We start from the raw sequence: 20,299 nt of genomic DNA, 5'->3' as shown, positions 1-20,299 counted from the left end.
CGGGGTCCGGCGGGCCGGCGTGACACCATCTCCCCCGTGCTCGACATCGGCTACGCCCTCTCCAACCGGTTCCCGGACCCTCCGCAGACCGACTACCGCCGCGCGGACGTGCACGCGCTGCGGTACGACCTGTTCTGCGGGGACGTGTATCTCGCGGACACCGAGACCGACCGGGAGTTGTCCACAGCCTGGGGATGGGTGCCGGTGCTGGACTTCGCGTGGGCGCTGTGCGACATCGCGGAACGGCTGGACCGCGACCCGATGGGCTCCCGCGCCGCCCGGCCGCAGCGGGCGGAGCTGGACTTCACCGAGTCCACCGACCGGATGCTCTTCGAGCGCCGCTTCGGCTGGGTCGACATCACCGCCGACTGGATGCCGGCGGAGGAGTCCCCGCTGACCTTCTCCCACGCCGAACTGCGCCGAGAGGTCAGGGACTTCCTCCACGACCTGCTCGCGGACCTGACCGACCTGCACGAGGGCCTGGGGGAGAACCCGGCGATCTGGACGCTTCAGGCCCGCTTCCCGCGGGTGGCGTAGCCCGCCTGTGGAGGAAGGCCCCCTGGAAGGCCCCCGGATGCCGGGGGCCTTCACTCACCGGCCGTCGCCCGGACGGTGACGCCGAGTCGCTCAGACGTTGACGCCGAAGTCCTGGGCGATGCCCACCAGGCCCGAGGCGTAGCCCTGGCCGACCGCGCGGAACTTCCACTCCGCGCCGTTGCGGTACAGCTCGCCGAAGATCATGGCCGTCTCGGTGGCCGCGTCCTCCGACAGGTCGTAGCGCGCGATCTCGGCGCCGCCGGCCTGGTTGACGATGCGGATGTAGGCGTTGCGGACCTGGCCGAAGTTCTGGCCGCGGTTCTCCGCGTCGTAGATGGAGACCGGGAAGACGATCTTGTCGATGTCGGCCGGGAGGGCGGCCAGGTTGACGTTGATCGCCTCGTCGTCGCCCGCGCCCTCGCCCGTGCGGTTGTCGCCGGTGTGGACGATCGAGTTGTCCGGGGTCTGCTTGTTGTTGAAGAAGACGAAGTGGGCGTCCGAGTAGACCTTGCCCTGACCGTTCACCGCGATGGCGGAGGCGTCCAGGTCGAAGTCCGTGCCGGTGGTGGTGCGGACGTCCCAGCCGAGACCCACGGTGACGGCGGTCAGGCCCGGAGCCTCCTTGGTGAGCGAGACGTTTCCGCCCTTGGACAGGCTTACAGCCATGGTTCGGGGGTCCTTCCCTCGTTGCGTTACGCGGTGCGTGTCGAAGCTACAGCTACCCCTATGAACGTCGAAGGGCCTCCCCAAGGTTCCGGCGCCCTTTACCTTTTTTACCCACGGCAAATTGGGGTGACGTGAGCGGGACGGAGCCGGGAACATGGACCGCATGGCCGGTCCCTATGTCATCCGTGGCTCCGTCTCCCTCCCGGAGGCCGAGCTGATGTGGCGTTTCTCCAGGTCGTCGGGGCCCGGCGGACAGCACGTCAACACCAGCGACTCCCAGGTGGAGCTGCGTTTCGACCTCGCCGGCACCGAGGCGCTGCCCCCGGTGTGGAAGGAGCGGGCGCTCCAGCGGCTGGCCGGCCGCCTCGTCGACGGGGTGGTGTCCGTACGGGCCTCGGAGCACCGCTCGCAGTGGCGCAACCGCGAGGCCGCCGCCGTACGCCTCGCCACGCTCCTCGCCGAGGCCAGCGCGCCGCCGCCGAAGCCGCGCAAGCCGACCCGCATCCCGCGGGGCCTCAACGAGCGCAGGCTGCGGGAGAAGAAGCAGCGCGCGGAGACGAAGCGGGGCCGTTCGGGGCGGGACTGGGGCTAGGGGCCGGGGCGGGTGCCTGTCACACCTCCGGGTTCCCGATCGTCAGGGTGGTGCAGCAGCACCGGGGACGACCGGGAGCGACGACGGAGAGGCCGGGCCATCCATGACCGACAACGACTTTCTCGCCGAGCGGTTCGAGGCCTACCGGGGACACCTGCGGGCCGTCGCCTACCGGATGCTCGGCTCCGCCGCCGAGGCGGAGGACGCCGTCCAGGAGGCCTGGCTCCGGCTGAGCCGGTCCGACACCCGGGAGGTGGAGAACCTCGGCGGCTGGCTGACGACCGTCGTCGGCAGGGTCTGCCTCGACATGCTGCGTTCCCGTCGCACCCGGGGCGAGGAGCCCCTGGAGACCTGGCGGCCCGCGCCCTCCGCCGAGCCGGACCCGGCGCAGGACGCCGTACTCGCCGACTCCGTCGGGCTGGCCCTGCTCGTCGTCCTCGACACGCTCTCGCCGGCCGAGCGGCTGGCCTTCGTGCTGCACGATTTGTTCGGGGTGCCGTTCGAGGAGGTGGCCCGCGTCCTCGGGCGCAACACGGCCGCGGCGCGGCAGCTGGCCAGCCGGGCCCGGCGCCGGGTGCGGGGCGTGGAGGCGCCGGAGGCGGACCTGCTCCGGCAGCGGGAGGTGGTCGACGCCTTCCTGGCCGCGGCGCGGGGCGGCGACTTCGACGGGCTGCTCGCGGTGCTCGACCCGGACGTGGTGGCCCGCACCGAGGCGGGCGTGAACAGCGGTGCGGCCCGGGTCGCCGCCGGCGCGGCAAGCTTCGCCCACCTGGCGCGCATCGCGCGTCCGGTGCTGGTGGACGGCGCGACCGGCCTGGCCGTGTCCGTCGACGGCCGCCCGGAGCGGGTCCTGGCCTTCGCCTTCGTCGCCGACCGCATCTCGGTGATCGACATCGTCACCGACCCGTCCCGGCTGGCGGAGCTGACGATCGAGGAGGTCTAGGGCCTCTCTTTCGGATCAGGCCGGCTGCGGGGGACGGTGCCTGTCGGCCGACCCGTGCCGGACCCCGCGACCCCGGCATGATCCGTAAGAGAGGCCCTGGTTCACAGGGGCAGCACGCCCACCGTCTGGTCCCCGCTGGTCTCCCCGTTCGTACGGAAGCCCAGGCGGAGGTAGAACTCCTCGGGACCGTGCGGGCCCGGGTGCCAGCTGACGTAGCACTCGTCGCCGCCGCGGCGGCGGATCTCCGCGGCCACGGCGTCGACGGCGAACCGGCCGTACCCCCTGCCCTGCTCGCCGGCGGCGATGTTCAGCCGCCACAGACCCGAGCGGCGCAGGCTGCCGTCGCCGTGCCAGTCGATGTCGAAGAAGGCCATGAGGAAGCCGACCGCGCGGCCCTCGTCGGTGATCAGCCGGGGCCAGGCGACGCCGGCGGGGTGGACGTAGGCCTCGGCGAGGGACTGCACGACCGGTGAGACGACGTGCTCCTGGCCGGGGTGGACGCGGATGCCGACGGCGGTCTCGAAGTTCCGGGGGGTGATGTCTTCCAGACGTGGGCTCATCGGCGCACCGTAGGCACGCCCGCCCCGCCCGGGCCACGGGATTTCCCCCGCACCCCGACCGCCGGCCGTGTCCCCACCGCGGCCGTTCAGCCCAGTTGCCGGTACCGGCCGCGGAAGTACAGCAGTGGGCCCCCCTCGGCGCTGGGCACCCGGGCGGTGAGGACGCGGCCGATGACGAGGGTGTGGTCGCCGGCGGTCACCCGTTGCTCGGTCCGGCACTCCAGGGTGGCCAGCGCGCCCCCGACCAGCGGGGCGCCGGTGGCCTCGCCGCGGGCGTAGGGGATGTCCTCGAAGAGCAGCCGGTCGCTGATGCGGCCCTTCATGGCGAAGCGGCCCGCGATGTGCCGCTGGCTCTCGGCGAGGACCGACACCGCCCACAGCGGCTGCTCCTCCAGCAGGTCGTCCATGCGGGCGCCGGTGCGCAGGCTGACCAGGACCAGCGGCGGGTCGAGGGAGACCGACATGAAGGCGGTGGCGGTCATGCCGACGTCCTCCACGCCCGGCGCCTCGGGGTCGTCCGGATCCAGCGGCGGTTCCTGCGCGGTGACCAGGACCACGCCCGCGGCCAGCCGGGACATCGCGGCCCGGAACTCGTCGTTGCTCACCCCCTCAGCATGCCCGGTGGGCAGGGGGGCGGTGGGGGAGGGAGTCTTCAGCACGCCGGAAACGCTAGTCTCCGCCGCGCGCGGGCCGCATCGGCCCTCCGCCTGAGCCGGGTCCTAGGACCAAGGGCGCACACGGACCCGCACCGGGCGTGCAAGATGGGGACGCGCCTGCACACGGTGCGTTCGGAAACGCACAGGCAAAACGCGGAAACTCCACTCAATTGTTCACGTTCTCCTGTGACTTGAGTCACAAGGGACAGGAATTGTTGACCCTGTGTACCGAGTGGGCAGCGCGCTGTGATTCAGTGGCGGGACAACCCTTCATTCGCTGCGAGGTCTCGGGGGGAGGGGCGAGCATGGAGACCGAGTCGGAGCCCTATGTCCGTCTTGCATCCCTGCGACAGCTGCACCAGGTCATGGCCGACATGAACACGGCACGCAGTCTGGCGGACACGCTGCAGACCGTGGCCGACGGCGCCGTCGGCGCCCTCGGGTACGAGATGGCGGCGGTGAACCTGGTACGGCAGGACGGCGATCTCGTGGTCGCCGCCTTCTCCGGCAACTCCGCCGCCGAGGCCCTGATCACCGGCCGGGTCGGCTCCCGCGAGTCCTGGGAGCGGCGGCTGAACATGGGCGAACGCTGGGGCGACCTCGTCTTCATACCGCACACCGAGGGCTGGGTCCTGGACGACGACGACGTCCCCCAGTGGTACACCGACGGGCCCGAGCCGCGCTTCGAGGACGAGTGGCACCCCTCCGACCGGCTCTTCGCGCCCATGTACACCCCCGGCCCGCAGGGCGGCGCCTGCGGAGAGCTGCTCGGCGTCATATCCGTCGACCGGCCGCGCAACGGCCGCCGCCCCGGCGCCTGGGGCCGCGAGGCCCTGCAGATGTACGCCTTCCAGGCCGCCATCGCGATCAGCAACGCCCGCCTGCGCGCCAACATGCAACGCGCCCTGGTCCGTCTGGAGCGCGAACAGCAGGCCCTGCGCGCCAGCGAGGAATCCTTCCGGCAGGCCTTCGAGTACGCCCCCTCCGGCATGGCCATCGCCGAGATGGGCGGTGACCAGCACGGCCGCATCCTGCGTACCAACGACGCCCTGTGCCGGCTGCTGGGCCGCCCCGCCTCCGCGATGCGCCGCTACTCCTTCGCCGACCTCGTCCACCCGGAGGACATCGGCACCCTGCTGCGCACCTCGGCGGAGGGCGGGCGCGCGGAGCTGCGGCTCGGCCGCCGCGACGGCAGCTACGTCTGGGTGTCCCTGCGCAACAGCGTCGTCGCGGACGCCGCCGACGGCCCCCGCTTCCTCCTCACCCACGTCGAGGACATAGAGGAGCGCAAGCGGCGCGAGCTGCAGCTCGCCCACCGCGCCTCCCACGACTCGCTGACCGGGCTGCCCAACTCCGCCGAGCTGCGCTCGCGCCTGTCGGCCCGGCTCTGCCAGCGCCCCGCCCACGCCGGCGCCGCGGACTCCCTGGACGCCGCCTACAGCCACCCGGTCTTCGACGTCCCGGCCGGCCACGGCTTCGACTTCGCGCCGGGCGCGGAGGGCTACGACGCCTACGACCACCATGAGCACACCGTCGCCCCCGAGGACGGCCGCGACGACGGCACCAAGGGCCTCGCGGTCCTCTTCTGCGACCTCGACGGCTTCAAGTCGATCAACGACCGGTTCGGGCACAACGCGGGCGACGCGGTCCTCATCGAGGTCGCCCGGCGGCTGAGCAACGGCGTCCGGGACGGCGACACGGTCGCCCGGCTCGGCGGCGACGAGTTCGTGATCCTCGCCGACGGCCTCGGCCGGGCCGACGCCCAGGACCTCGCCGTACGGCTGCGCAACGAGATCATCCAGCCGATCCGGGCCGAGGGCCGGGCGGTCCGGGTGGGCGCCAGCTTCGGCATCGGGTGGGCGCACTGCGGGATGACGGCGGACGAGGTGCTGAAATCCGCTGACGAGCGGATGTACGTAGAGAAACGATCTCGTCCCAAACAGCATCGGCGCGCCGGATGAAGCGCAGGTCAGCGGGTTGACGCGGTTCGAGTCACCCGTTTGGGCCAGCGAGAGCGGGTAGGCTCGCCATTCCACACCCGTACCGCATCCGCCCGCACCTGTTGAGGAGTACCAAGGGATGACGCCCGGCGACAACGGCGCGAGCACGCCCGAGGACGACGACCCGTTCGGCTACCTGTACGCAGACGGCCAGGCACGGGGAGCCCAGCCGCCGTCCGGCGGTTACGGCTACCCGAACTCGGTCAGCAGGGTGCGTACCGTCGGCGAGCGCAGCTACGGCGCGCAGCAGGCTCCGTACGGTGCGCAGCCGTCCGTCCCGCAGCAGCAGGGTGCCCACGGCCAGCCGAACGCCCATTACCAGGCGCCGGAGACCCTGCCCGGCGGCGCCCCGTCCTCCCGCCGTTCCGCGCCCCCCGCGCCCGGCCGCCGCGGCCCCAACACCAAGGGCCTGCTGATCGGCGCGATCGCGGTGGTCGCCGCGGTCGTCATCGGCATCGGCGTCGCGATGATCAACGGCAACACGGATGACGACTCCGGCAACGAGGCGGGCGGCGCGCCGACGCAGTCCCAGAGCGGCAAGCCGAGCCCGTCCAGCAGCAAGTCGGCGGCGTCGGGCGACCTGCCGAAGATCGACGCCACGAACAGCGCCGTACAGCTGTCGGGCGGTGCCGCGGCGACCTCGGACGTCAAGGGCGCCCAGTCCTCCGACGGCACGTACGTGACGGGGATGAACCAGACCGGCGCCTCGATCACCTGGAAGGTCGACGGCATCCCCGAGTCCGGGAAATACAGCGTCTACGTCGGTTACAGCGTTCCCGGCAAGGACGGCACCGTCACTCTCACGGTCAACGGCACGGCTTCCCACGGGGCCGTCGACCTGAAGAACTGGAGGGGCGCTGCGGCGGGCGACTACGAGAAGGGCTGGACGAAGACCTACAACTGGATCCAGCTCGACAAGGGCACGAACACCATCAAGCTCTCGTGCGAGCAGGGCAACCAGTGCGACGCCCTCATCGACCGGATGTGGCTGGTGAAGGGCTGGGTCAATTCCAGCGGCTGAGCCCGAAGCGGTGTTGCGACTCCGACGGCCGCCGAGGTCGCAACACCCTCATGACGCCAATGAGCGCGGTACTACGGCCCGTGGACTGCGATCCCGTTAACGGTGCCGTGGGTGTTGTCCGAGTAGGTGTGCGGCTGCAGAGTGAGCAGCCGGGTGCCGGCGCCGCAGCCGGTGGTGATGTGCCAGAACTCGATGCGGTAGGACGTCTGGTTCGAGACGGACCGAGCATTGGTGAAGGGAAGGCAGCTGGGCGTTACGGAGAGGACGGTCCTGGTTCCCGTCCTGTTCGTCCCCGACCACCCGCACACCTTCCCCTGCGGGCAGGTTTTGGGATCGGCCGCCGCAGCCGGGGTGGCAAAGGTGCCGCCCAGCAAGGCTCCGGCGAGAGCCATCGTCGTCAGGCTTTTCCTGAGCACGGTCATGAACATTGTCCCCTGTATCTGTCGCTATGGGGCGATGTAGCGCACAGTGATCATCCGATCATGAGGATGCTGCGAGGGAAAGAACGTTTTCCGGCCGAAGCGATGGGCGTGCACGTCCGGCAAGGAACGCACGGCATTCATGCCGCCGTCACCGGCACTCGCTCCAGGAGCTTCTCATAAGCCACGAGATCGAACTCGCCCGCCGCGGGCGCCCGTACCGTCGCCGTCGCCAGGGCGGTCGCGCGGATCAGGCGGGCCGGCCAGGGGAGGTGCTCCACCAGGCCGGAGAGGAGGCCGGCCACCGCCGAGTCGCCGGCGCCGGTCGGGTTGCCGTGGACGCGGGCCGGTGGGGCGGCGCGCCAGCGGCCCTCGGGGGTGACGGCGAGCAGGCCGTCCGTGCCGAGGGAGGCGACGACCGCGTGGGCGCCGCGCCGGCGGGCGTCCTGGGTGGCGCGCAACGGCTCGTGTGAACCGGTGAGTTCGGCCAGTTCGTCCGCGTTGGGTTTGATGATGTCGGGTCGGGCCGCGACCCCGCGGCGCAGCGGCTCCCCGCTGGTGTCGAGCAGCACCGGGACGCCGGCCGCCCGGGCCGTGCGGACCAGGTTCGCGTACGCCCCCACCGGCACCCCCGGCGGCAGGCTGCCGCACAGGGCCACCGCCGAGGCCCCGGGCACCAGTTCCTCGTAGCGGTCCAGGAAGGCGCCCCACTCCGCGGGGGCGATCTGCGGTCCGGGCTCGTTCAGCTGCGTGGTGTCTCCGGTCAGGTCGTCCACGACCGCGATGGTGCGCCGGGTCGCCCCGGAGACCGGCATCAGCGCGTCCGTGACCGGCCGGGGTCCGTCCGCGAGCCCGGCCCGGAGCACCTCGCCGGTCGGTCCGCCCGCGAACCCGGTGACCGTCACCTCGTGCCCGAGCGCGGCCAGCACCCGTGCCACGTTCACGCCCTTGCCGCCCGGCCGTTCGGCGACCTCCGAGACCCGGTGCGAGGCGTGCGGCCGCAGCGACCGCACGCGATAGGTGATGTCGAGAGCGGTGTTCAGCGTGACCGTGAGGATCACCCGGGCCGACCTCCCTCGAAGTCCGTGCGCCTGTCTCGGTTCCGGGGCCACGATCATGCCAAAGAGACGGCGGTCGGCCCAGAGCGCGGGCCGGCCACCGTCTCGTCGACACCGGTACGGATCAGGGCAGTTGGGGCGCTACCACCCATTCGCCCTGCCGCATCACGCCCTTCAGCGCGAAGTCCGCGTCCAGCAGGACCAGGTCGGCGTCCTTGCCGGGTTCCAGGGAGCCGATGCGGTCGGACAGGCCGAGCAGGCGGGCCGGGGTGGCGGACAGGGCCCGTACGGCGTCCTCCACCGGGAGCCTGTCGACGGTCACCGCCCGCTGGAAGGCGCGGTCCAGGGTGAGCGTGGAGCCCGCGATCGAACCGCCCTCGACCAGCCGGGCCACGCCGTCGCTGACGTCGACCTCCAGGGGGCCGAGCAGGTAGCGGCCGTCGCCGGCGCCGGCCGCGTCCATCGCGTCGGTGATGAACGCGACCCGGTCCGCGCCCGCGTGACGGAACGCCAGCTCCAGGGCGGCCGGGTGCAGGTGGACGCCGTCGTTGATCAGCTCGACCGTGACCCGCTCGTCCTCCAGCAGGGCGGCGATCGGGCCGGGCGTGCGGTGGTTCAGGGCGGGCATGGCGTTGAAGAGGTGGGTGGCGACCGTGGCGCCCGCCTCGATGGCCTCGACCGTCTGCTCGTAGGTGGCGTCCGTGTGCCCGATCGCCGCGATGACGCCGTGCTCGGCGAGCAGCCGTACGGAGTCGATGCCGCCGGGCAGTTCGGCCGCGAGGGTGACCATCTTCGCCTTGCCGCGCGCGGCGTCGATCAGCTTGCGGACCTCGGCCGGGTCGGGGTGGCGCAGCAGCGCCTCGGAGTGGGCGCCCTTGCGGCACGGGGAGATGAACGGCCCCTCGAAGTGGATGCCCGCGATCTCGCCCTGCTCGGCCAGCTCGCTGAGCAGGCCGGCCTGGCGGACCAGCAGGTCCGTCTCGTCGGTGACGGTGGAGGCGACGAGGGTGGTGGTGCCGTGCGCGCGGTGGGCGCGCAGGGCGGTGAGGATGTCCTCGGCGGTCCCGGAGAAGGAGGCTCCGCCTCCGCCGTGGTTGTGGAGGTCGACGAAGCCGGGGACCAGCCAGTGGCCGGAGACGTCGAGGGTCTCGGTGCCCTCGCCGGCCGCAGCCGCGATCTTCGAACCCTGGACGACCACCCGCCCGCCGTCCACGACGCCACCGGGCAGGACCACCCGGGCACCTGCGAGAACCAAGCTGGAAGCCATCAGGCGGTTACCTCCGAGGGGTCAGGGGTGTCGAGGAGATCCCGGGCGAGCAGTCCCGCGCCCAGGCAGCCGGCGGTGTCGCCCAGCGCGGCGGGGACGATGGCCGGCAGTTTCTGGAAGGTGACCCGGCGCCGGACGGCCTCCCGCAGCGGCTGGAACAACACTTCCCCCGCCTCGGCCAGCCCGCCACCGATGATCAGCGTGCGGGGGTCCAGCAGGGTGAGGGCGGTGACCAGTCCGTCGGCGAGCGCGTCGACCGCCTCCCGCCACACCCGGACGGCGTCCGGATCGCCGGACGCGACGGCCCGCGCGCAGTGCGCCGCGTCCGCGTCCGGGTCGCCGCAGGCCGCCGCCCAGGCCTCGCTGACGGCGGACGCGGAGGCGTACCGCTCCAGGCAGCCGCGCTGCCCGCACGGGCAGGGGGCGCCGCCGGGCCGTACGACGATGTGGCCGATCTCGCCCGCGAAGCCGTGCGCTCCGGCCTCCACCCGCCCGTCGATGCCGATGGCGCCGGCGATCCCGGTGCCCAGCGGCACGAACAGGAACCGGTCCGCGCCGCGGCCCGCGCCGATCCGGCCCTCGGCGAGGCCGCCGGTGCGCACGTCGTGGCCGAGGGCGACGGGCACCCCGAGCCGGTCGGCGAGCAGGGCGCGCAGGGGTACGTCCCGCCAGCCGAGGTTGGCGGCGTAGACGGCGGTGCCGGTGTGCTCGTCGACGATGCCGGGGACCGCGATGCCGGCCGCGCCGGCGCTCTCGCCGTACTGCTCGACGCCGTGGGCGTGCAGTTCGGCGGCGAAGTCGAGGATGCCCGCGAGCACGGCCTCGGGGCCGCGGGCGCGGCCGGTGGCGCGGCGGGCGCGGTGGAGCAGTGCGCCGTCGTCGCCGACGAGGGCGGCCTTCATCCCGGTACCGCCCACGTCGAGGGCGATGACATGTCTCACCACGGGGCCTAGTGTGACCCTCCCACCCGGGAGAGGTCTAGTCCACTCACGTGGTGTAGACCTTATGTGTCCATATGTTGAACGGTCAGACAGCAGGGTTGGGGCTTTGAGGGTGCGTCGGCGAACGGCAGGAACGATCGCGGTGGTGTCCGCACTGGGCATGACGGCGGTGCTCGGCGGCTGTGGGAGCACGGGCTCCTCCGACGTCACCCTCAGACTGGTCGCGGCCGACTACGGAGACTCGGCCGCGAACAGCTCCAAGAAGTACTGGGACGCCCTGGTCAAGGAGTACGAGAAGCAGCACTCGGGCGTGAAGGTCGAGGTCAGCGTCTACTCCTGGAACGACGTCGACCGCAAGGTCAAGGAGATGGTCGACGCCGGCCACGCCCCCGACATGGCCCAGATCGGCGCCTACGCCGACTACGCCGCCGCGGACAAGCTCTACCCGGCCTCGGACCTGCTCTCCATCCGCACCCAGGCCGACTTCCTCTCCCAGCTCTCCGACGCCGGCGAGTGGAAGCACACCCAGTACGGCATCCCGTTCGCCGCCTCCACCCGGGTGCTCTTCTACAACAAGACCCTTTTCGCCAAGGCCGGCATCACCCCGCCCACCAGCTGGGACGACCTCGCCGCCGACGCGAGGGCCCTCAAGGACAAGGGTGTGAAGTACCCGTACGCCCTGCCGCTCGGGCCGGAGGAGGCCCAGGCCGAGACCATGCAGTGGCTGCTCGGCGGCGGCAGCGGCTACACCGACGAGATCGGCACCTACACCATCGACTCCGCGGCGAACGTGGAGACGTTCAGCTGGCTCAAGGACGAGCTGGTCGGCAAGGGCCTGACCGGCCCGGTCGCCCCGGGCAAGCTCAACCGCGCGGACGCCTTCGCCGCGTTCGCCGACGGCCAGGTCGGCATGCTCAACGGGCACCCCACGCTGATCCAGCAGGCCGCCAAGAAGGGCGTGAAGTTCGGCATGGTGCCGATGCCGGGCCGCACCGGCAAGGCCAGGGCCTCCATGGGCGTCGCCGACTGGATGATGGGCTTCAAGCAGAACGGCCACGCCGACCAGATCGGCGACTTCCTCGACTTCGTCTACACCGAGAAGAACGTCCTCGACTTCTCCCGGGAGTACGGGCTGCTGCCGGTCACCGGCTCCGCCTCCAACACGATGGCCGCGTCGAACGCGTCCCCCGACAAGGCCCTGCACCCCTTCCTGGAGCAGCTGCCCACCTCCGAGCTGTACCCCGTCGGCAAGACCTCCTGGGCGGCGGTCAGCGCGGCCGTCAAGCAGAGCATCGGCCAGGCCGTCGCCCCCGGCGGCAGCCCGGCCGGCGTCCTGACCCGCCTGCAGTCGTCGGCCACGGCGGCCGACAGCAGCAACGCGGGCTAGGGGGTTTCGTTTGGGTCAGCCCGGGTCCGACCTGATCCAAACGAAACCCCCTAGGGCGGCCCGTTGTCGGTGCCCGCCGCTACGGTGGCGGGCATGGAACTGGGCACCCGCGAAAAAGCCATCCTCGCGCTGGAGCGCCGGACCTTCCCCGGCCCCGGCGCGAAGGAACGCGCCATCCGTGAGGAACTCGGCCTGTCCCCCGTCCGCTACTACCAGCTCCTCAACGCCCTCCTGGACGACGAGCGCGCCCTCGCCCACGACCCGGTCACGGTCCACCGCCTCCGCCGCATACGGGAGGCCCGCCGCGCGGAGCGCTGAACGGCGGACCGGGTCCCTCCCGGATGAGGAGTGGACCGGGGTCCTCCTGGATAGGGTCGCCGTATGGGCACCCACACCACGGACCCCCGGCTCCCTCTGCCGACCCCGCGCACCCGTGCCGGCCAGGACGGACTCGCCGCCCTGCTCGCGCAGCCCGGCACCGCGCTCGTAGGCCTCGACTTCGACGGCACGCTCGCCCCCATCGTCGCCGACCCCGAGCAGGCCCGGGCGCACCCCGGCGCCGTACCCGCGCTGGCCGCGCTCGCGCCCCGGGTGGCCTCCGTCGCCGTGATCACCGGACGCCCGCCCGAGGTCGCGGTCCGCCACGGCGGCTTCGCCGACGTCCCCGGCCTGGAGCACCTCACGGTCCTCGGTCACTACGGCGCCGAACGCTGGGACGCGGCCACCGGCGAGGTCACCGCGCCGCCCCCGCACCCCGGCGTGGCCGCCGTCCGCGCCGAGCTGCCCGCGGTGCTCCGGCGCGCGGGCGCCGACGAGGGCACGTGGATCGAGGAGAAGGGCCGGGCGCTCGCGGTGCACACCCGCCGCGCCGCCGACCCGCAGGCCGCGTTCGAGGCCCTGCGCGCCCCCCTCGCCGACCTCGCCGCCCGGCACGGCCTGATCGTGGAGCCCGGCCGGATGGTCCTGGAGCTGCGCCCGCCCGGCATGGACAAGGGCGTGGCCCTCCTCGACCACGCCCGCGCCCTCCGGGCCGGCTGCGTCGTCTACGCCGGTGACGACCTCGGCGACCTGCCCGCCTTCGCCGCCGTCGAGGAACTCCGCGCCGGGGGCACCCCCGGCCTGCTGGTGTGCAGCGGCAGCACCGAGGTCACCGAGCTGGCGGAACGCGCCGACCTGGTGGTGGACGGCCCGGAGGGCGTCGTGGACCTGCTCGGGACGCTGGCCGCTCAGCTCGGCTGACCGCTCAGCCCGGCTGGGAGGTCAGCGCGTCCAGCTGGTCCAGGAACCACCGGGCCGGCGGCAGCGCGGTCGCCGCGGCCGCCAGCCGCTTCGAGCGTTCCGCCCGCTCACCGGCCGGCAGGGTCAGCGCCTCGTGCAGGGCCCGCGCCGTGCCCGCGATGTCGTACGGGTTCACCGTGAAGGCGTCCTCGCCCAGCTCCTCGTACGCCCCCGCCTCCCGCGACAGCACCAGCGCGCAGCCCGCGTCGGAGACGACCGGGACCTCCTTGGCGACCAGGTTCATGCCGTCGCGGATGGGGTTCACCAGGGCCACGTCGGCCAGCCGGTACGCGGCCAGGGAGCGGGCGAAGTCGTCCTTCACGTGCAGCTCGACCGGCGTCCAGCCCGCCGTGCCGTACCGCTCGTTGATCTCGTCCGCGACCCGCCGCACCTCGGCGGTGTAGTCGCGGTACACGGCGAGGTCCTGCCGGGACGGGTAGGCGAAGGCCACGTGGACGACCTTCTCGCGCCACTCGGGGTGGTCCTCCAGCAGCTGCTCGTACGCCAGCAGCCCGCGCACGATGTTCTTGGACAGCTCGGTACGGTCCACCCGGACGATCGTCTTCCGGCCCTCCCCGATCTCCGCCCGCAGCACCGCCATCCGCTCGTCCACGTCCGGCCGGTGCGCCCGCTCGCGCAGGAAGTCGGCGTCCGCGCCGAGCCCGTGCACCCCGATCCGGGTGCCGGACGGGATGCCGGGGCCGAGCACCGCGTGACAGCAGTCGGTGAACGCGTCCGCCCACCGCCGGGTCAGGAACGCCGCCCGGTCGGCACCGAGGATGCCGCCGAGCAGCTCGGCCGCGATGTCGTCGGGCAGGAGACGGAAGTAGTCCGGCGGCGCCCACGGGGTGTGCGAGAAGTGGCCGATGCGCAGGTCGGGACGGAGCTGGCGGAGCATCCGGGGGGCCAGGGCCAGGTGGTAGTCCTGGATCAGCACCGCCGCGCCCTCGGCGGCCTCCTCCGCCAGCGCCTCGGCGAACGCCCGGTTGTAGGCCTCGTACGACCCCCACTGCCGGCGGAACTCCGCGTCGAAGACCGGCTCCAGCGGCGTCTGGTACAGCATGTGGTGGACGAACCACAGCACCGAGTTGGCGATCCCGTTGTACGCCTCGGCGTGCACGGTGGCATCGATGTCGAGCATCCGCACCCGCTGCCCGCCGGTGTCCTCGGCCGGCAGCAGCCCGCCGTCCGCGCGCCGCACCGCCGCCCGGTCGCCGTCGCCGAGCGCGGCGCACACCCACACCGAGCCCGCGTCCGAGCCGATCGCGGACAACCCCGAGACCAGGCCGCCGCCGCCGCGACTGGCGTGCAGCGCACCGTCCTCGCCCACCTGATAGGAGACCGGGCCGCGATTCGACGCGACCAGCACCTGAGCCTTGTCAGCAGCACCACGCGTGGAAGCCATACGCCTCAACCTAGCCCGGCCCCCAAACGCTCAAACGTACGGCTCGCCAGGCGGGAGGACCGTATACGGCACGTTCACGCCACCTTCCGTTCGGCGTACTCCGCGATCTCCACCATGGGCGGCCGTTCCTCGGTGTCCACCGAGTAGGTGCGCGGCTCGAACCCGTCCTCGCCCCGCTCGAACTGCGTGAGGCAGGGGCGGACGAGGTGGCCGCGCGCGAGCCGCAGCTGGGCCGTGCGGTAGATCGCCGCCGCCATCCGGCCGAGCGCCTGCCCGTCCTGGTGCCGGTGCTTGCGCACGCCGACGTCGACCTGGGCCAGCGCGTCCAGGCCCACCAGGTGCAGCGCGTCCACCAGCATGCCCAGCTCCACGCCGTAGCCGACGGGGAACGGCAGCTGCTCCAGCAGGGAGCGGCGGGCCGCGTACTCCCCGCCCAGCGGCTGCACGAACCCGGCCAGCTGCGGCCAGTGCATGTTCAGCAGCGGACGGGCCATGAGTTCGGTGACCCGGCCGCCCTGCCCGGCACTGCCGGCGAGCGGGCGGTCGTACATGCCCTTGACCAGGTCGACGTCCGGGTCGGTGAGCAACGGGCCGACGATCCCGGTGACGAAGTCGGAGGAGAACTCCTTCAGGTCGGCGTCGATGAAGCAGACGATGTCCCCGCCGGTCACCAGCAGCGAGCGCCACAGCACCTCGCCCTTGCCGGGGACGGCGGGGATCCGGGGCAGGATGTCGTCGCGGTGAACGACCCGGGCGCCGGCGCGGGCGGCGACCTCGGAGGTGCGGTCGGTGGAGCCGGAGTCGACGACCACGATCTCGTCGACGAGCGGCGCCCGCTCCACGAGGTCGTGCCGGATGACCGCGACGATGTCGCCGACGGTCTCCTCCTCGTTGAGGGCGGGCAGCACGACGCTGATCGTCTGGCCGCTGCGCTGCTTGGCGGCCAGCACCTGGTGCAGGGGGCGGTCGGCCACGGACCAGGAGCGGGTGCTCAGCCAGCGCTCGACTTCTTCCAGCACGGTCGGCGGCTCCTCACTGTCACGACCACACACCACCGTGTGATCCATCTCGCGGTTCGGACGACTATCTCAACTGTCCTGGCCTTCGGTTACAGTCTTGAACAACGCCGATGACCATCGCATGTCGGGGGTCGACCGGCGTTCACAACCGCATACCGCTCATCCAGAGGGGCAGAGGGACACGGCCCGATGAAGCCCCGGCAACCCTCCAGCCGATTCTCGTCCTCGAAGCGAGGCTCCCGGCTAGGGAAGGTGCCAAATCCGTCTCACGGCGAGATGCGTCGTGAGGAAGATGAGGAGAAAGGGCCTCGCCTCACATGGCTGTGCAGACAGTTGCAACCTCCAGCGAATCCACCGTCGACCTCGGCCCCGCCGCCGCACTGAGCTGTCGCGAGTGCGGTCACCGCGTGCCGCTCGGCCCGGTCTTCGCCTGTGAGGAGTGCTTCGGCCCGCTCGAGATCGCCTACGACTTCTCCGCCTACGACACCGAGGAACTGCGCCGTCGCATCGAGGCCGGTCCCGCGAACATCTGGCGGTACGCCCCGCTGCTGCCGGTGCCCGCGGACGTCGCCGGCAAGCCCAACCTGAACCCCGGCTGGACCAAGCTCGTCAAGGCCGACAACCTGGCGCGCGAACTGGGCGTGACCGGCGGGCTGTACGTGAAGGACGACTCCGGCAACCCGACCCACTCCTTCAAGGACCGGGTCGTCGCCCAGGCCCTGGAGGCCGCCCGCGCCTTCGGCTTCACCACCCTCTCCTGCTCCTCCACCGGCAACCTGGCCGGCGCCGTCGGCGCCGCCGCCGCCCGGGCCGGCTTCCGCTCCTGCGTGTTCATCCCGCACGACCTGGAGCAGGGCAAGGTCGTCATGGCCGCGGTCTACGGCGGTGAGCTGGTCGGCATCCAGGGCAACTACGACGACGTGAACCGCTTCTGCTCCGAGCTGATCGGCGACCCGGCCGGCGAGGGCTGGGGCTTCGTCAACGTCAACCTGCGGCCGTACTACGCGGAGGGCTCCAAGACCCTCGCCTACGAGATCGCCGAGCAGCTGGGCTGGCGCCTGCCCGACCAGCTGGTCGTCCCGATCGCCTCCGGCTCCCAGCTCACGAAGATCGACAAGGGTCTCCAGGAGCTGATCAGGCTGGGCCTGGTCGAGGACAGGCCGTACAAGATCTTCGGGGCGCAGGCCGAGGGCTGCTCCCCGGTGTCCACCGCCTTCAAGGCCGGCCACGACGTGGTCCGCCCGCAGAAGCCGAACACCATCGCCAAGTCCCTGGCCATCGGCAACCCGGCCGACGGTCCGTACGTGCTGGACATCGCCCGCCGCACCGGCGGTGCCGTGGAGGACGTGACGGACGAGCAGATCGTGGACGCCATCAAGCTGCTGGCCCGCACCGAGGGCATCTTCGCGGAGACGGCCGGCGGCGTGACCGTCGGCGTCACCCGCAAGCTGCTCGAGGCGGGCCTGCTGGACCCGGCGAAGACCACGGTCGTCCTCAACACCGGCGACGGCCTGAAGACCCTCGACGCGGTGGCCGGCACCGGCCTCACCGCCACCATCCGCCCGACCCTGGACTCCTTCCGAGAGGCTGGCCTCGCATGAGCGTGACCGTTCGCATCCCCACCATCCTGCGCACCTACACCGGCGGGCAGGCGGAGGTCGCCGCCGAGGGCGCGACGCTCGCCGAGGTCATCGCCGACCTGGAGAAGAACCACACGGGCATCGCCGCGCGGGTGCTGGACGACCAGGGCAGGCTGCGCCGCTTCGTGAACGTGTACGTCAACGACGACGACGTCCGTTTCGAGCAGGGCCTGGAGACGGTGACGCCGGACGGTGCCGGCGTGTCGATCATTCCGGCGGTCGCGGGCGGCTGAGCCGTCCATATGTCCGCTCATTACCATCGGTAACGTCGATTACCGAGTGTCCATCGGATTGCCCCCTCCGCGAGAGAAGCGGAGGGGGCAATTCTGTGTGATTGAGCGCGGTAGAGTTGGGGAACACGGCCGGGGCCTTCTCGTCGCGGGCCCTGAAAACATGCCGCGCGCCCCGACAAGAAGTAGCCAAAGTGTGCGGGTTCTCTGTGGCTTTTGCGGCATTTATGGGGCCCGACTTGCCCCGAATTCGGGTGAATTCTCCCCAGATTCCGGACCGCCTGCGTCCAGAATTCTCGTCCGATTGACCTGTTGCAGACGGCAGTTGGACAGATACATTCAGCCGCGGTCGACGCGTTCCGGCGCACGCCCCCGACCAATGGGGGGTGAGGTCTGACCCGGGTCCGCGAAGTGTGGATCTGTGCAAGGGCCAGTAATAGGGGAGTTAGGCATGGCTCAGGGCACCGTCAAGTGGTTCAACGCGGAGAAGGGGTACGGCTTCATCGCGGTCGACGGTGGTGCGGACGTCTTCGTCCACTACAGCGCGATTCAGATGGACGGCTACCGCACCCTGGAAGAGGGCCAGCGGGTCGAGTTCGAGATCTCGCAGGGCCAGAAGGGCCCGCAGGCCGACATGGTTCGCGTCACCGCCTGAACGTTTCTTGCGTGAAGGGCCCGCACCTCGCAGAGGGTGCGGGCCCTTCGCCGTGCCCGGACGCCTCTGTTCGCGGGGGGCTGACGGCGGCGCCGTACCCCGCCGGGCGCTTGCACTCGACCATGCCGAGTGCTAATCATTGGCGTTAGCACTCTGAAGGTGAGAGTGACAGCGAAGGACCGGGTCGGTGAGGCCCGCGGGTCGTGTGGTGCAAGGGACCACGAGACCGGCGAGCCGTCCGTCGCGGGCGCGGGCGCGGTCCGAAGGAATCACCCCCAGTCCTGGAGGGACCACTTCACATGGCCAAGATCATCGCGTTCGACGAGGAGGCGCGGCGCGGCCTCGAGCGCGGCATGAACCAGCTCGCGGACGCCGTGAAGGTGACGCTCGGCCCCAAGGGCCGCAACGTCGTCCTCGAGAAGAAGTGGGGCGCCCCCACGATCACCAACGATGGTGTCTCCATCGCCAAGGAGATCGAGCTCGAGGACCCGTACGAGAAGATCGGCGCCGAGCTGGTCAAGGAAGTCGCCAAGAAGACGGACGACGTCGCCGGTGACGGTACGACCACCGCGACCGTGCTCGCCCAGGCCCTGGTCAAGGAAGGCCTGCGCAACGTCGCCGCCGGTGCCAACCCGATGGCCCTGAAGCGCGGTATCGAGAAGGCCGTCGAGGCCGTCTCCGCCGCCCTGCTGGAGCAGGCGAAGGACGTCGAGACCAAGGAGCAGATCGCCTCCACCGCGTCCATCTCCGCCGCCGACACCCAGATCGGCGAGCTGATCGCCGAGGCCATGGACAAGGTCGGCAAGGAAGGCGTCATCACCGTCGAGGAGAGCAACACCTTCGGTCTGGAGCTGGAGCTCACCGAGGGCATGCGCTTCGACAAGGGCTACATCTCCGCCTACTTCGCGACCGACATGGAGCGCATGGAGGCGGTGCTCGAGGACCCGTACATCCTCATCGCCAACTCCAAGATCTCCTCGGTCAAGGACCTGCTCCCGCTCCTGGAGAAGGTCATGCAGTCGGGCAAGCCGCTGCTGATCATCGCCGAGGACGTCGAGGGCGAGGCCCTGTCGACCCTGGTCGTCAACAAGATCCGCGGCACCTTCAAGTCCGTCGCCGTCAAGGCCCCGGGCTTCGGCGACCGCCGCAAGGCCATGCTCGGCGACATCGCCATCCTCACGGGCGGCGAGGTCATCTCCGAGGAGGTCGGCCTCAAGCTGGAGAACGCGACCCTGGACCTCCTGGGCCGCGCCCGCAAGGTCGTCATCACCAAGGACGAGACCACCATCGTCGACGGTGCCGGCTCCTCCGAGCAGGTCAACGGCCGCGTGAACCAGATCCGCGCCGAGATCGAGAACAGCGACTCCGACTACGACCGCGAGAAGCTCCAGGAGCGCCTGGCGAAGCTCGCGGGCGGCGTGGCCGTCATCAAGGCCGGTGCCGCCACCGAGGTGGAGCTGAAGGAGCGCAAGCACCGCATCGAGGACGCCGTCCGCAACGCGAAGGCGGCCGTCGAGGAGGGCATCGTCGCCGGTGGTGGCGTGGCCCTGCTGCAGGCCTCCCAGGTCTTCGAGAAGCTGGAGCTGGAGGGTGACGAGGCGACCGGCGCCAACGCCGTGCGCATCGCCCTGGAGGCCCCGCTGAAGCAGATCGCCGTCAACGCCGGCCTCGAGGGCGGCGTCGTGGTGGAGAAGGTCCGCAACCTCACCCCGGGCCACGGCCTGAACGCCGCGACCGGCGAGTACGTCGACCTGGTCGCCGAGGGCATCATCGACCCGGCGAAGGTGACCCGTTCCGCGCTGCAGAACGCCGCCTCCATCGCCGCGCTGTTCCTCACCACCGAGGCCGTCATCGCCGACAAGCCGGAGAAGGCCGCCGCGCCGGCCGGCGGCGGCATGCCGGGCGGTGACATGGACTTCTGATCGACCTGAGGGTTGATCGCCTGTCCTACGGACCGAGGGCGGCACTTCCAGTCTCCGACTGGGGTGCCGCCCTCGGGCATGTGAGGGGCAGATCCGTCCGCCC

General features: G+C 71.5%; 21 protein-coding genes and 1 riboswitch. Of the genes, 12 read left to right on the top strand and 9 right to left on the bottom strand.

Features of this window, described 5'->3' with window-relative positions:
- Positions 1-36 precede the first annotated feature (36 nt).
- Positions 37-537: a hypothetical protein gene (locus IEZ20_RS05910; RefSeq protein ID WP_189295086.1), complete on the top strand. Its 501-nt coding sequence runs from the start codon at positions 37-39 to the stop codon at positions 535-537.
- Positions 538-627: 90 nt separating this feature from the next.
- Here IEZ20_RS05910 and IEZ20_RS05905 read toward each other — a convergent pair whose 3' ends face one another.
- Positions 628-1,203 (bottom strand): TerD family protein, encoded by a 576-nt coding sequence (locus tag IEZ20_RS05905; protein ID WP_189295084.1) that lies wholly within the window; start codon positions 1,201-1,203, stop codon positions 628-630.
- A 154-nt stretch (positions 1,204-1,357) separates the two neighbouring features.
- Here IEZ20_RS05905 and arfB point away from each other — a divergent pair, with 154 nt between their 5' ends.
- Together arfB and IEZ20_RS05895 are read left to right on the top strand one after the other, a co-directional pair.
- Positions 1,358-1,795, top strand: a complete 438-nt coding sequence (gene arfB, locus IEZ20_RS05900) for an alternative ribosome rescue aminoacyl-tRNA hydrolase ArfB (RefSeq protein WP_189295081.1) — start codon at positions 1,358-1,360, stop codon at positions 1,793-1,795.
- Positions 1,796-1,898: 103 nt separating this feature from the next.
- On the top strand, positions 1,899-2,738 hold the full coding sequence (locus tag IEZ20_RS05895) for a sigma-70 family RNA polymerase sigma factor (RefSeq protein WP_189295079.1): 840 nt from the start codon (positions 1,899-1,901) through the stop codon (positions 2,736-2,738).
- 101 nt (positions 2,739-2,839) lie between these two features.
- Here IEZ20_RS05895 and IEZ20_RS05890 read toward each other — a convergent pair whose 3' ends face one another.
- Together IEZ20_RS05890 and IEZ20_RS05885 are read right to left on the bottom strand one after the other, a co-directional pair.
- Positions 2,840-3,298, bottom strand: a complete 459-nt coding sequence (locus tag IEZ20_RS05890; RefSeq protein WP_189295077.1) for a GNAT family N-acetyltransferase — start codon at positions 3,296-3,298, stop codon at positions 2,840-2,842.
- Between the two features lie 86 nt (positions 3,299-3,384).
- Entirely contained in the window at positions 3,385-3,957 is a 573-nt protein-coding gene (locus tag IEZ20_RS05885; RefSeq protein WP_189295075.1) for a flavin reductase family protein, read from the bottom strand.
- A gap of 302 nt (positions 3,958-4,259) precedes the next feature.
- Between IEZ20_RS05885 and cdgB the strand changes: the two genes are divergently transcribed.
- Together cdgB and IEZ20_RS05875 are read left to right on the top strand one after the other, a co-directional pair.
- Positions 4,260-5,915: a diguanylate cyclase CdgB gene (gene cdgB, locus IEZ20_RS05880; RefSeq protein WP_189295073.1), complete on the top strand. Its 1,656-nt coding sequence runs from the start codon at positions 4,260-4,262 to the stop codon at positions 5,913-5,915.
- 118 nt (positions 5,916-6,033) lie between these two features.
- Complete coding sequence (locus IEZ20_RS05875; protein WP_189295071.1) at positions 6,034-6,975, top strand: carbohydrate-binding protein; 942 nt, start codon at positions 6,034-6,036, stop codon at positions 6,973-6,975.
- Positions 6,976-7,046: 71 nt separating this feature from the next.
- Here IEZ20_RS05875 and IEZ20_RS05870 read toward each other — a convergent pair whose 3' ends face one another.
- The 4 genes from IEZ20_RS05870 to IEZ20_RS05855 form a co-directional block, all read right to left on the bottom strand.
- A complete protein-coding gene (locus tag IEZ20_RS05870) occupies positions 7,047-7,397 on the bottom strand; it encodes a peptidase inhibitor family I36 protein (protein ID WP_189295069.1) in 351 nt (116 codons plus the stop codon).
- A 137-nt stretch (positions 7,398-7,534) separates the two neighbouring features.
- Positions 7,535-8,455, bottom strand: coding sequence for a 1-phosphofructokinase family hexose kinase (locus IEZ20_RS05865; protein ID WP_189295067.1), 921 nt, complete (start codon positions 8,453-8,455; stop codon positions 7,535-7,537).
- Positions 8,456-8,576: 121 nt separating this feature from the next.
- Positions 8,577-9,719 carry an N-acetylglucosamine-6-phosphate deacetylase gene (gene nagA / locus IEZ20_RS05860; protein ID WP_189295066.1) on the bottom strand — a complete coding sequence of 381 codons (1,143 nt, stop codon included), beginning with the start codon at positions 9,717-9,719 and terminating at the stop codon, positions 8,577-8,579.
- Positions 9,719-10,660, bottom strand: coding sequence for an ROK family protein (locus tag IEZ20_RS05855; protein ID WP_189295389.1), 942 nt, complete (start codon positions 10,658-10,660; stop codon positions 9,719-9,721). Before IEZ20_RS05855 ends, nagA begins: the two co-directional genes overlap by 1 nt.
- A 112-nt stretch (positions 10,661-10,772) precedes the next feature.
- Here IEZ20_RS05855 and IEZ20_RS05850 point away from each other — a divergent pair, with 112 nt between their 5' ends.
- From IEZ20_RS05850 to otsB, 3 genes are all read left to right on the top strand, one after another.
- Positions 10,773-12,047, top strand: coding sequence for an ABC transporter substrate-binding protein (locus IEZ20_RS05850; protein WP_444545254.1), 1,275 nt, complete (start codon positions 10,773-10,775; stop codon positions 12,045-12,047).
- A gap of 93 nt (positions 12,048-12,140) precedes the next feature.
- Positions 12,141-12,365 (top strand): DUF3263 domain-containing protein, encoded by a 225-nt coding sequence (locus IEZ20_RS05845; protein WP_189295062.1) that lies wholly within the window; start codon positions 12,141-12,143, stop codon positions 12,363-12,365.
- 63 nt (positions 12,366-12,428) lie between these two features.
- Positions 12,429-13,286, top strand: a complete 858-nt coding sequence (gene otsB / locus IEZ20_RS05840; RefSeq protein WP_189295060.1) for a trehalose-phosphatase — start codon at positions 12,429-12,431, stop codon at positions 13,284-13,286.
- Positions 13,287-13,290: 4 nt separating this feature from the next.
- On the opposite strand, the gene IEZ20_RS05835 is transcribed toward otsB, so the two are convergent.
- Positions 13,291-14,730, bottom strand: coding sequence for an alpha,alpha-trehalose-phosphate synthase (UDP-forming) (locus IEZ20_RS05835; RefSeq protein ID WP_189295058.1), 1,440 nt, complete (start codon positions 14,728-14,730; stop codon positions 13,291-13,293).
- A gap of 74 nt (positions 14,731-14,804) precedes the next feature.
- The gene (locus IEZ20_RS05830) at positions 14,805-15,749 is read right to left on the bottom strand and encodes a glucosyl-3-phosphoglycerate synthase (protein WP_189295056.1); all 945 of its coding nucleotides are present in this window, start codon (positions 15,747-15,749) and stop codon (positions 14,805-14,807) included.
- Positions 15,750-15,905: 156 nt separating this feature from the next.
- Positions 15,906-16,048: riboswitch (SAM riboswitch) on the top strand.
- An 18-nt stretch (positions 16,049-16,066) separates the two neighbouring features.
- On the opposite strand from IEZ20_RS05830, the gene thrC reads away from it, so the two are divergent.
- From thrC to groL, 4 genes are all read left to right on the top strand, one after another.
- Positions 16,067-17,350 (top strand): threonine synthase, encoded by a 1,284-nt coding sequence (gene thrC, locus IEZ20_RS05825; RefSeq protein ID WP_189295053.1) that lies wholly within the window; start codon positions 16,067-16,069, stop codon positions 17,348-17,350.
- A complete protein-coding gene (locus tag IEZ20_RS05820; protein WP_189295051.1) occupies positions 17,347-17,622 on the top strand; it encodes a MoaD/ThiS family protein in 276 nt (91 codons plus the stop codon). The genes thrC and IEZ20_RS05820 overlap by 4 nt, the downstream gene beginning before the upstream one ends.
- Positions 17,623-18,070: 448 nt before the next feature.
- Positions 18,071-18,274 carry a cold-shock protein gene (locus IEZ20_RS05815; protein WP_004986573.1) on the top strand — a complete coding sequence of 68 codons (204 nt, stop codon included), beginning with the start codon at positions 18,071-18,073 and terminating at the stop codon, positions 18,272-18,274.
- Between the two features lie 299 nt (positions 18,275-18,573).
- Complete coding sequence (gene groL, locus IEZ20_RS05810; RefSeq protein WP_014673417.1) at positions 18,574-20,196, top strand: chaperonin GroEL; 1,623 nt, start codon at positions 18,574-18,576, stop codon at positions 20,194-20,196.
- Positions 20,197-20,299 lie beyond the last annotated feature (103 nt).

It is taken from the genome of Streptomyces cinerochromogenes (genome assembly GCF_014648635.1).
Classification (GTDB): Bacteria; Actinomycetota; Actinomycetes; order Streptomycetales; family Streptomycetaceae; genus Streptomyces; species Streptomyces cinerochromogenes.
This window is presented reverse-complemented; position numbering and strand designations above follow the sequence as displayed.

Coding starts and splice junctions, on each gene's coding strand:
- IEZ20_RS05905 (WP_189295084.1), bottom strand. CDS start 1,203: ATGGCTGTAAGCCTGTCCAAGGGCGGAAACGTCTCGCTCACCAAGGAG.
- arfB (WP_189295081.1), top strand. CDS start 1,358: ATGGACCGCATGGCCGGTCCCTATGTCATCCGTGGCTCCGTCTCCCTC.
- IEZ20_RS05895 (WP_189295079.1), top strand. CDS start 1,899: ATGACCGACAACGACTTTCTCGCCGAGCGGTTCGAGGCCTACCGGGGA.
- IEZ20_RS05890 (WP_189295077.1), bottom strand. CDS start 3,298: ATGAGCCCACGTCTGGAAGACATCACCCCCCGGAACTTCGAGACCGCC.
- cdgB (WP_189295073.1), top strand. CDS start 4,260: ATGGAGACCGAGTCGGAGCCCTATGTCCGTCTTGCATCCCTGCGACAG.
- IEZ20_RS05875 (WP_189295071.1), top strand. CDS start 6,034: ATGACGCCCGGCGACAACGGCGCGAGCACGCCCGAGGACGACGACCCG.
- IEZ20_RS05870 (WP_189295069.1), bottom strand. CDS start 7,397: ATGACCGTGCTCAGGAAAAGCCTGACGACGATGGCTCTCGCCGGAGCC.
- nagA (WP_189295066.1), bottom strand. CDS start 9,719: ATGGCTTCCAGCTTGGTTCTCGCAGGTGCCCGGGTGGTCCTGCCCGGT.
- IEZ20_RS05845 (WP_189295062.1), top strand. CDS start 12,141: ATGGAACTGGGCACCCGCGAAAAAGCCATCCTCGCGCTGGAGCGCCGG.
- otsB (WP_189295060.1), top strand. CDS start 12,429: ATGGGCACCCACACCACGGACCCCCGGCTCCCTCTGCCGACCCCGCGC.
- IEZ20_RS05835 (WP_189295058.1), bottom strand. CDS start 14,730: ATGGCTTCCACGCGTGGTGCTGCTGACAAGGCTCAGGTGCTGGTCGCG.
- thrC (WP_189295053.1), top strand. CDS start 16,067: ATGGCTGTGCAGACAGTTGCAACCTCCAGCGAATCCACCGTCGACCTC.
- IEZ20_RS05820 (WP_189295051.1), top strand. CDS start 17,347: ATGAGCGTGACCGTTCGCATCCCCACCATCCTGCGCACCTACACCGGC.
- IEZ20_RS05815 (WP_004986573.1), top strand. CDS start 18,071: ATGGCTCAGGGCACCGTCAAGTGGTTCAACGCGGAGAAGGGGTACGGC.
- groL (WP_014673417.1), top strand. CDS start 18,574: ATGGCCAAGATCATCGCGTTCGACGAGGAGGCGCGGCGCGGCCTCGAG.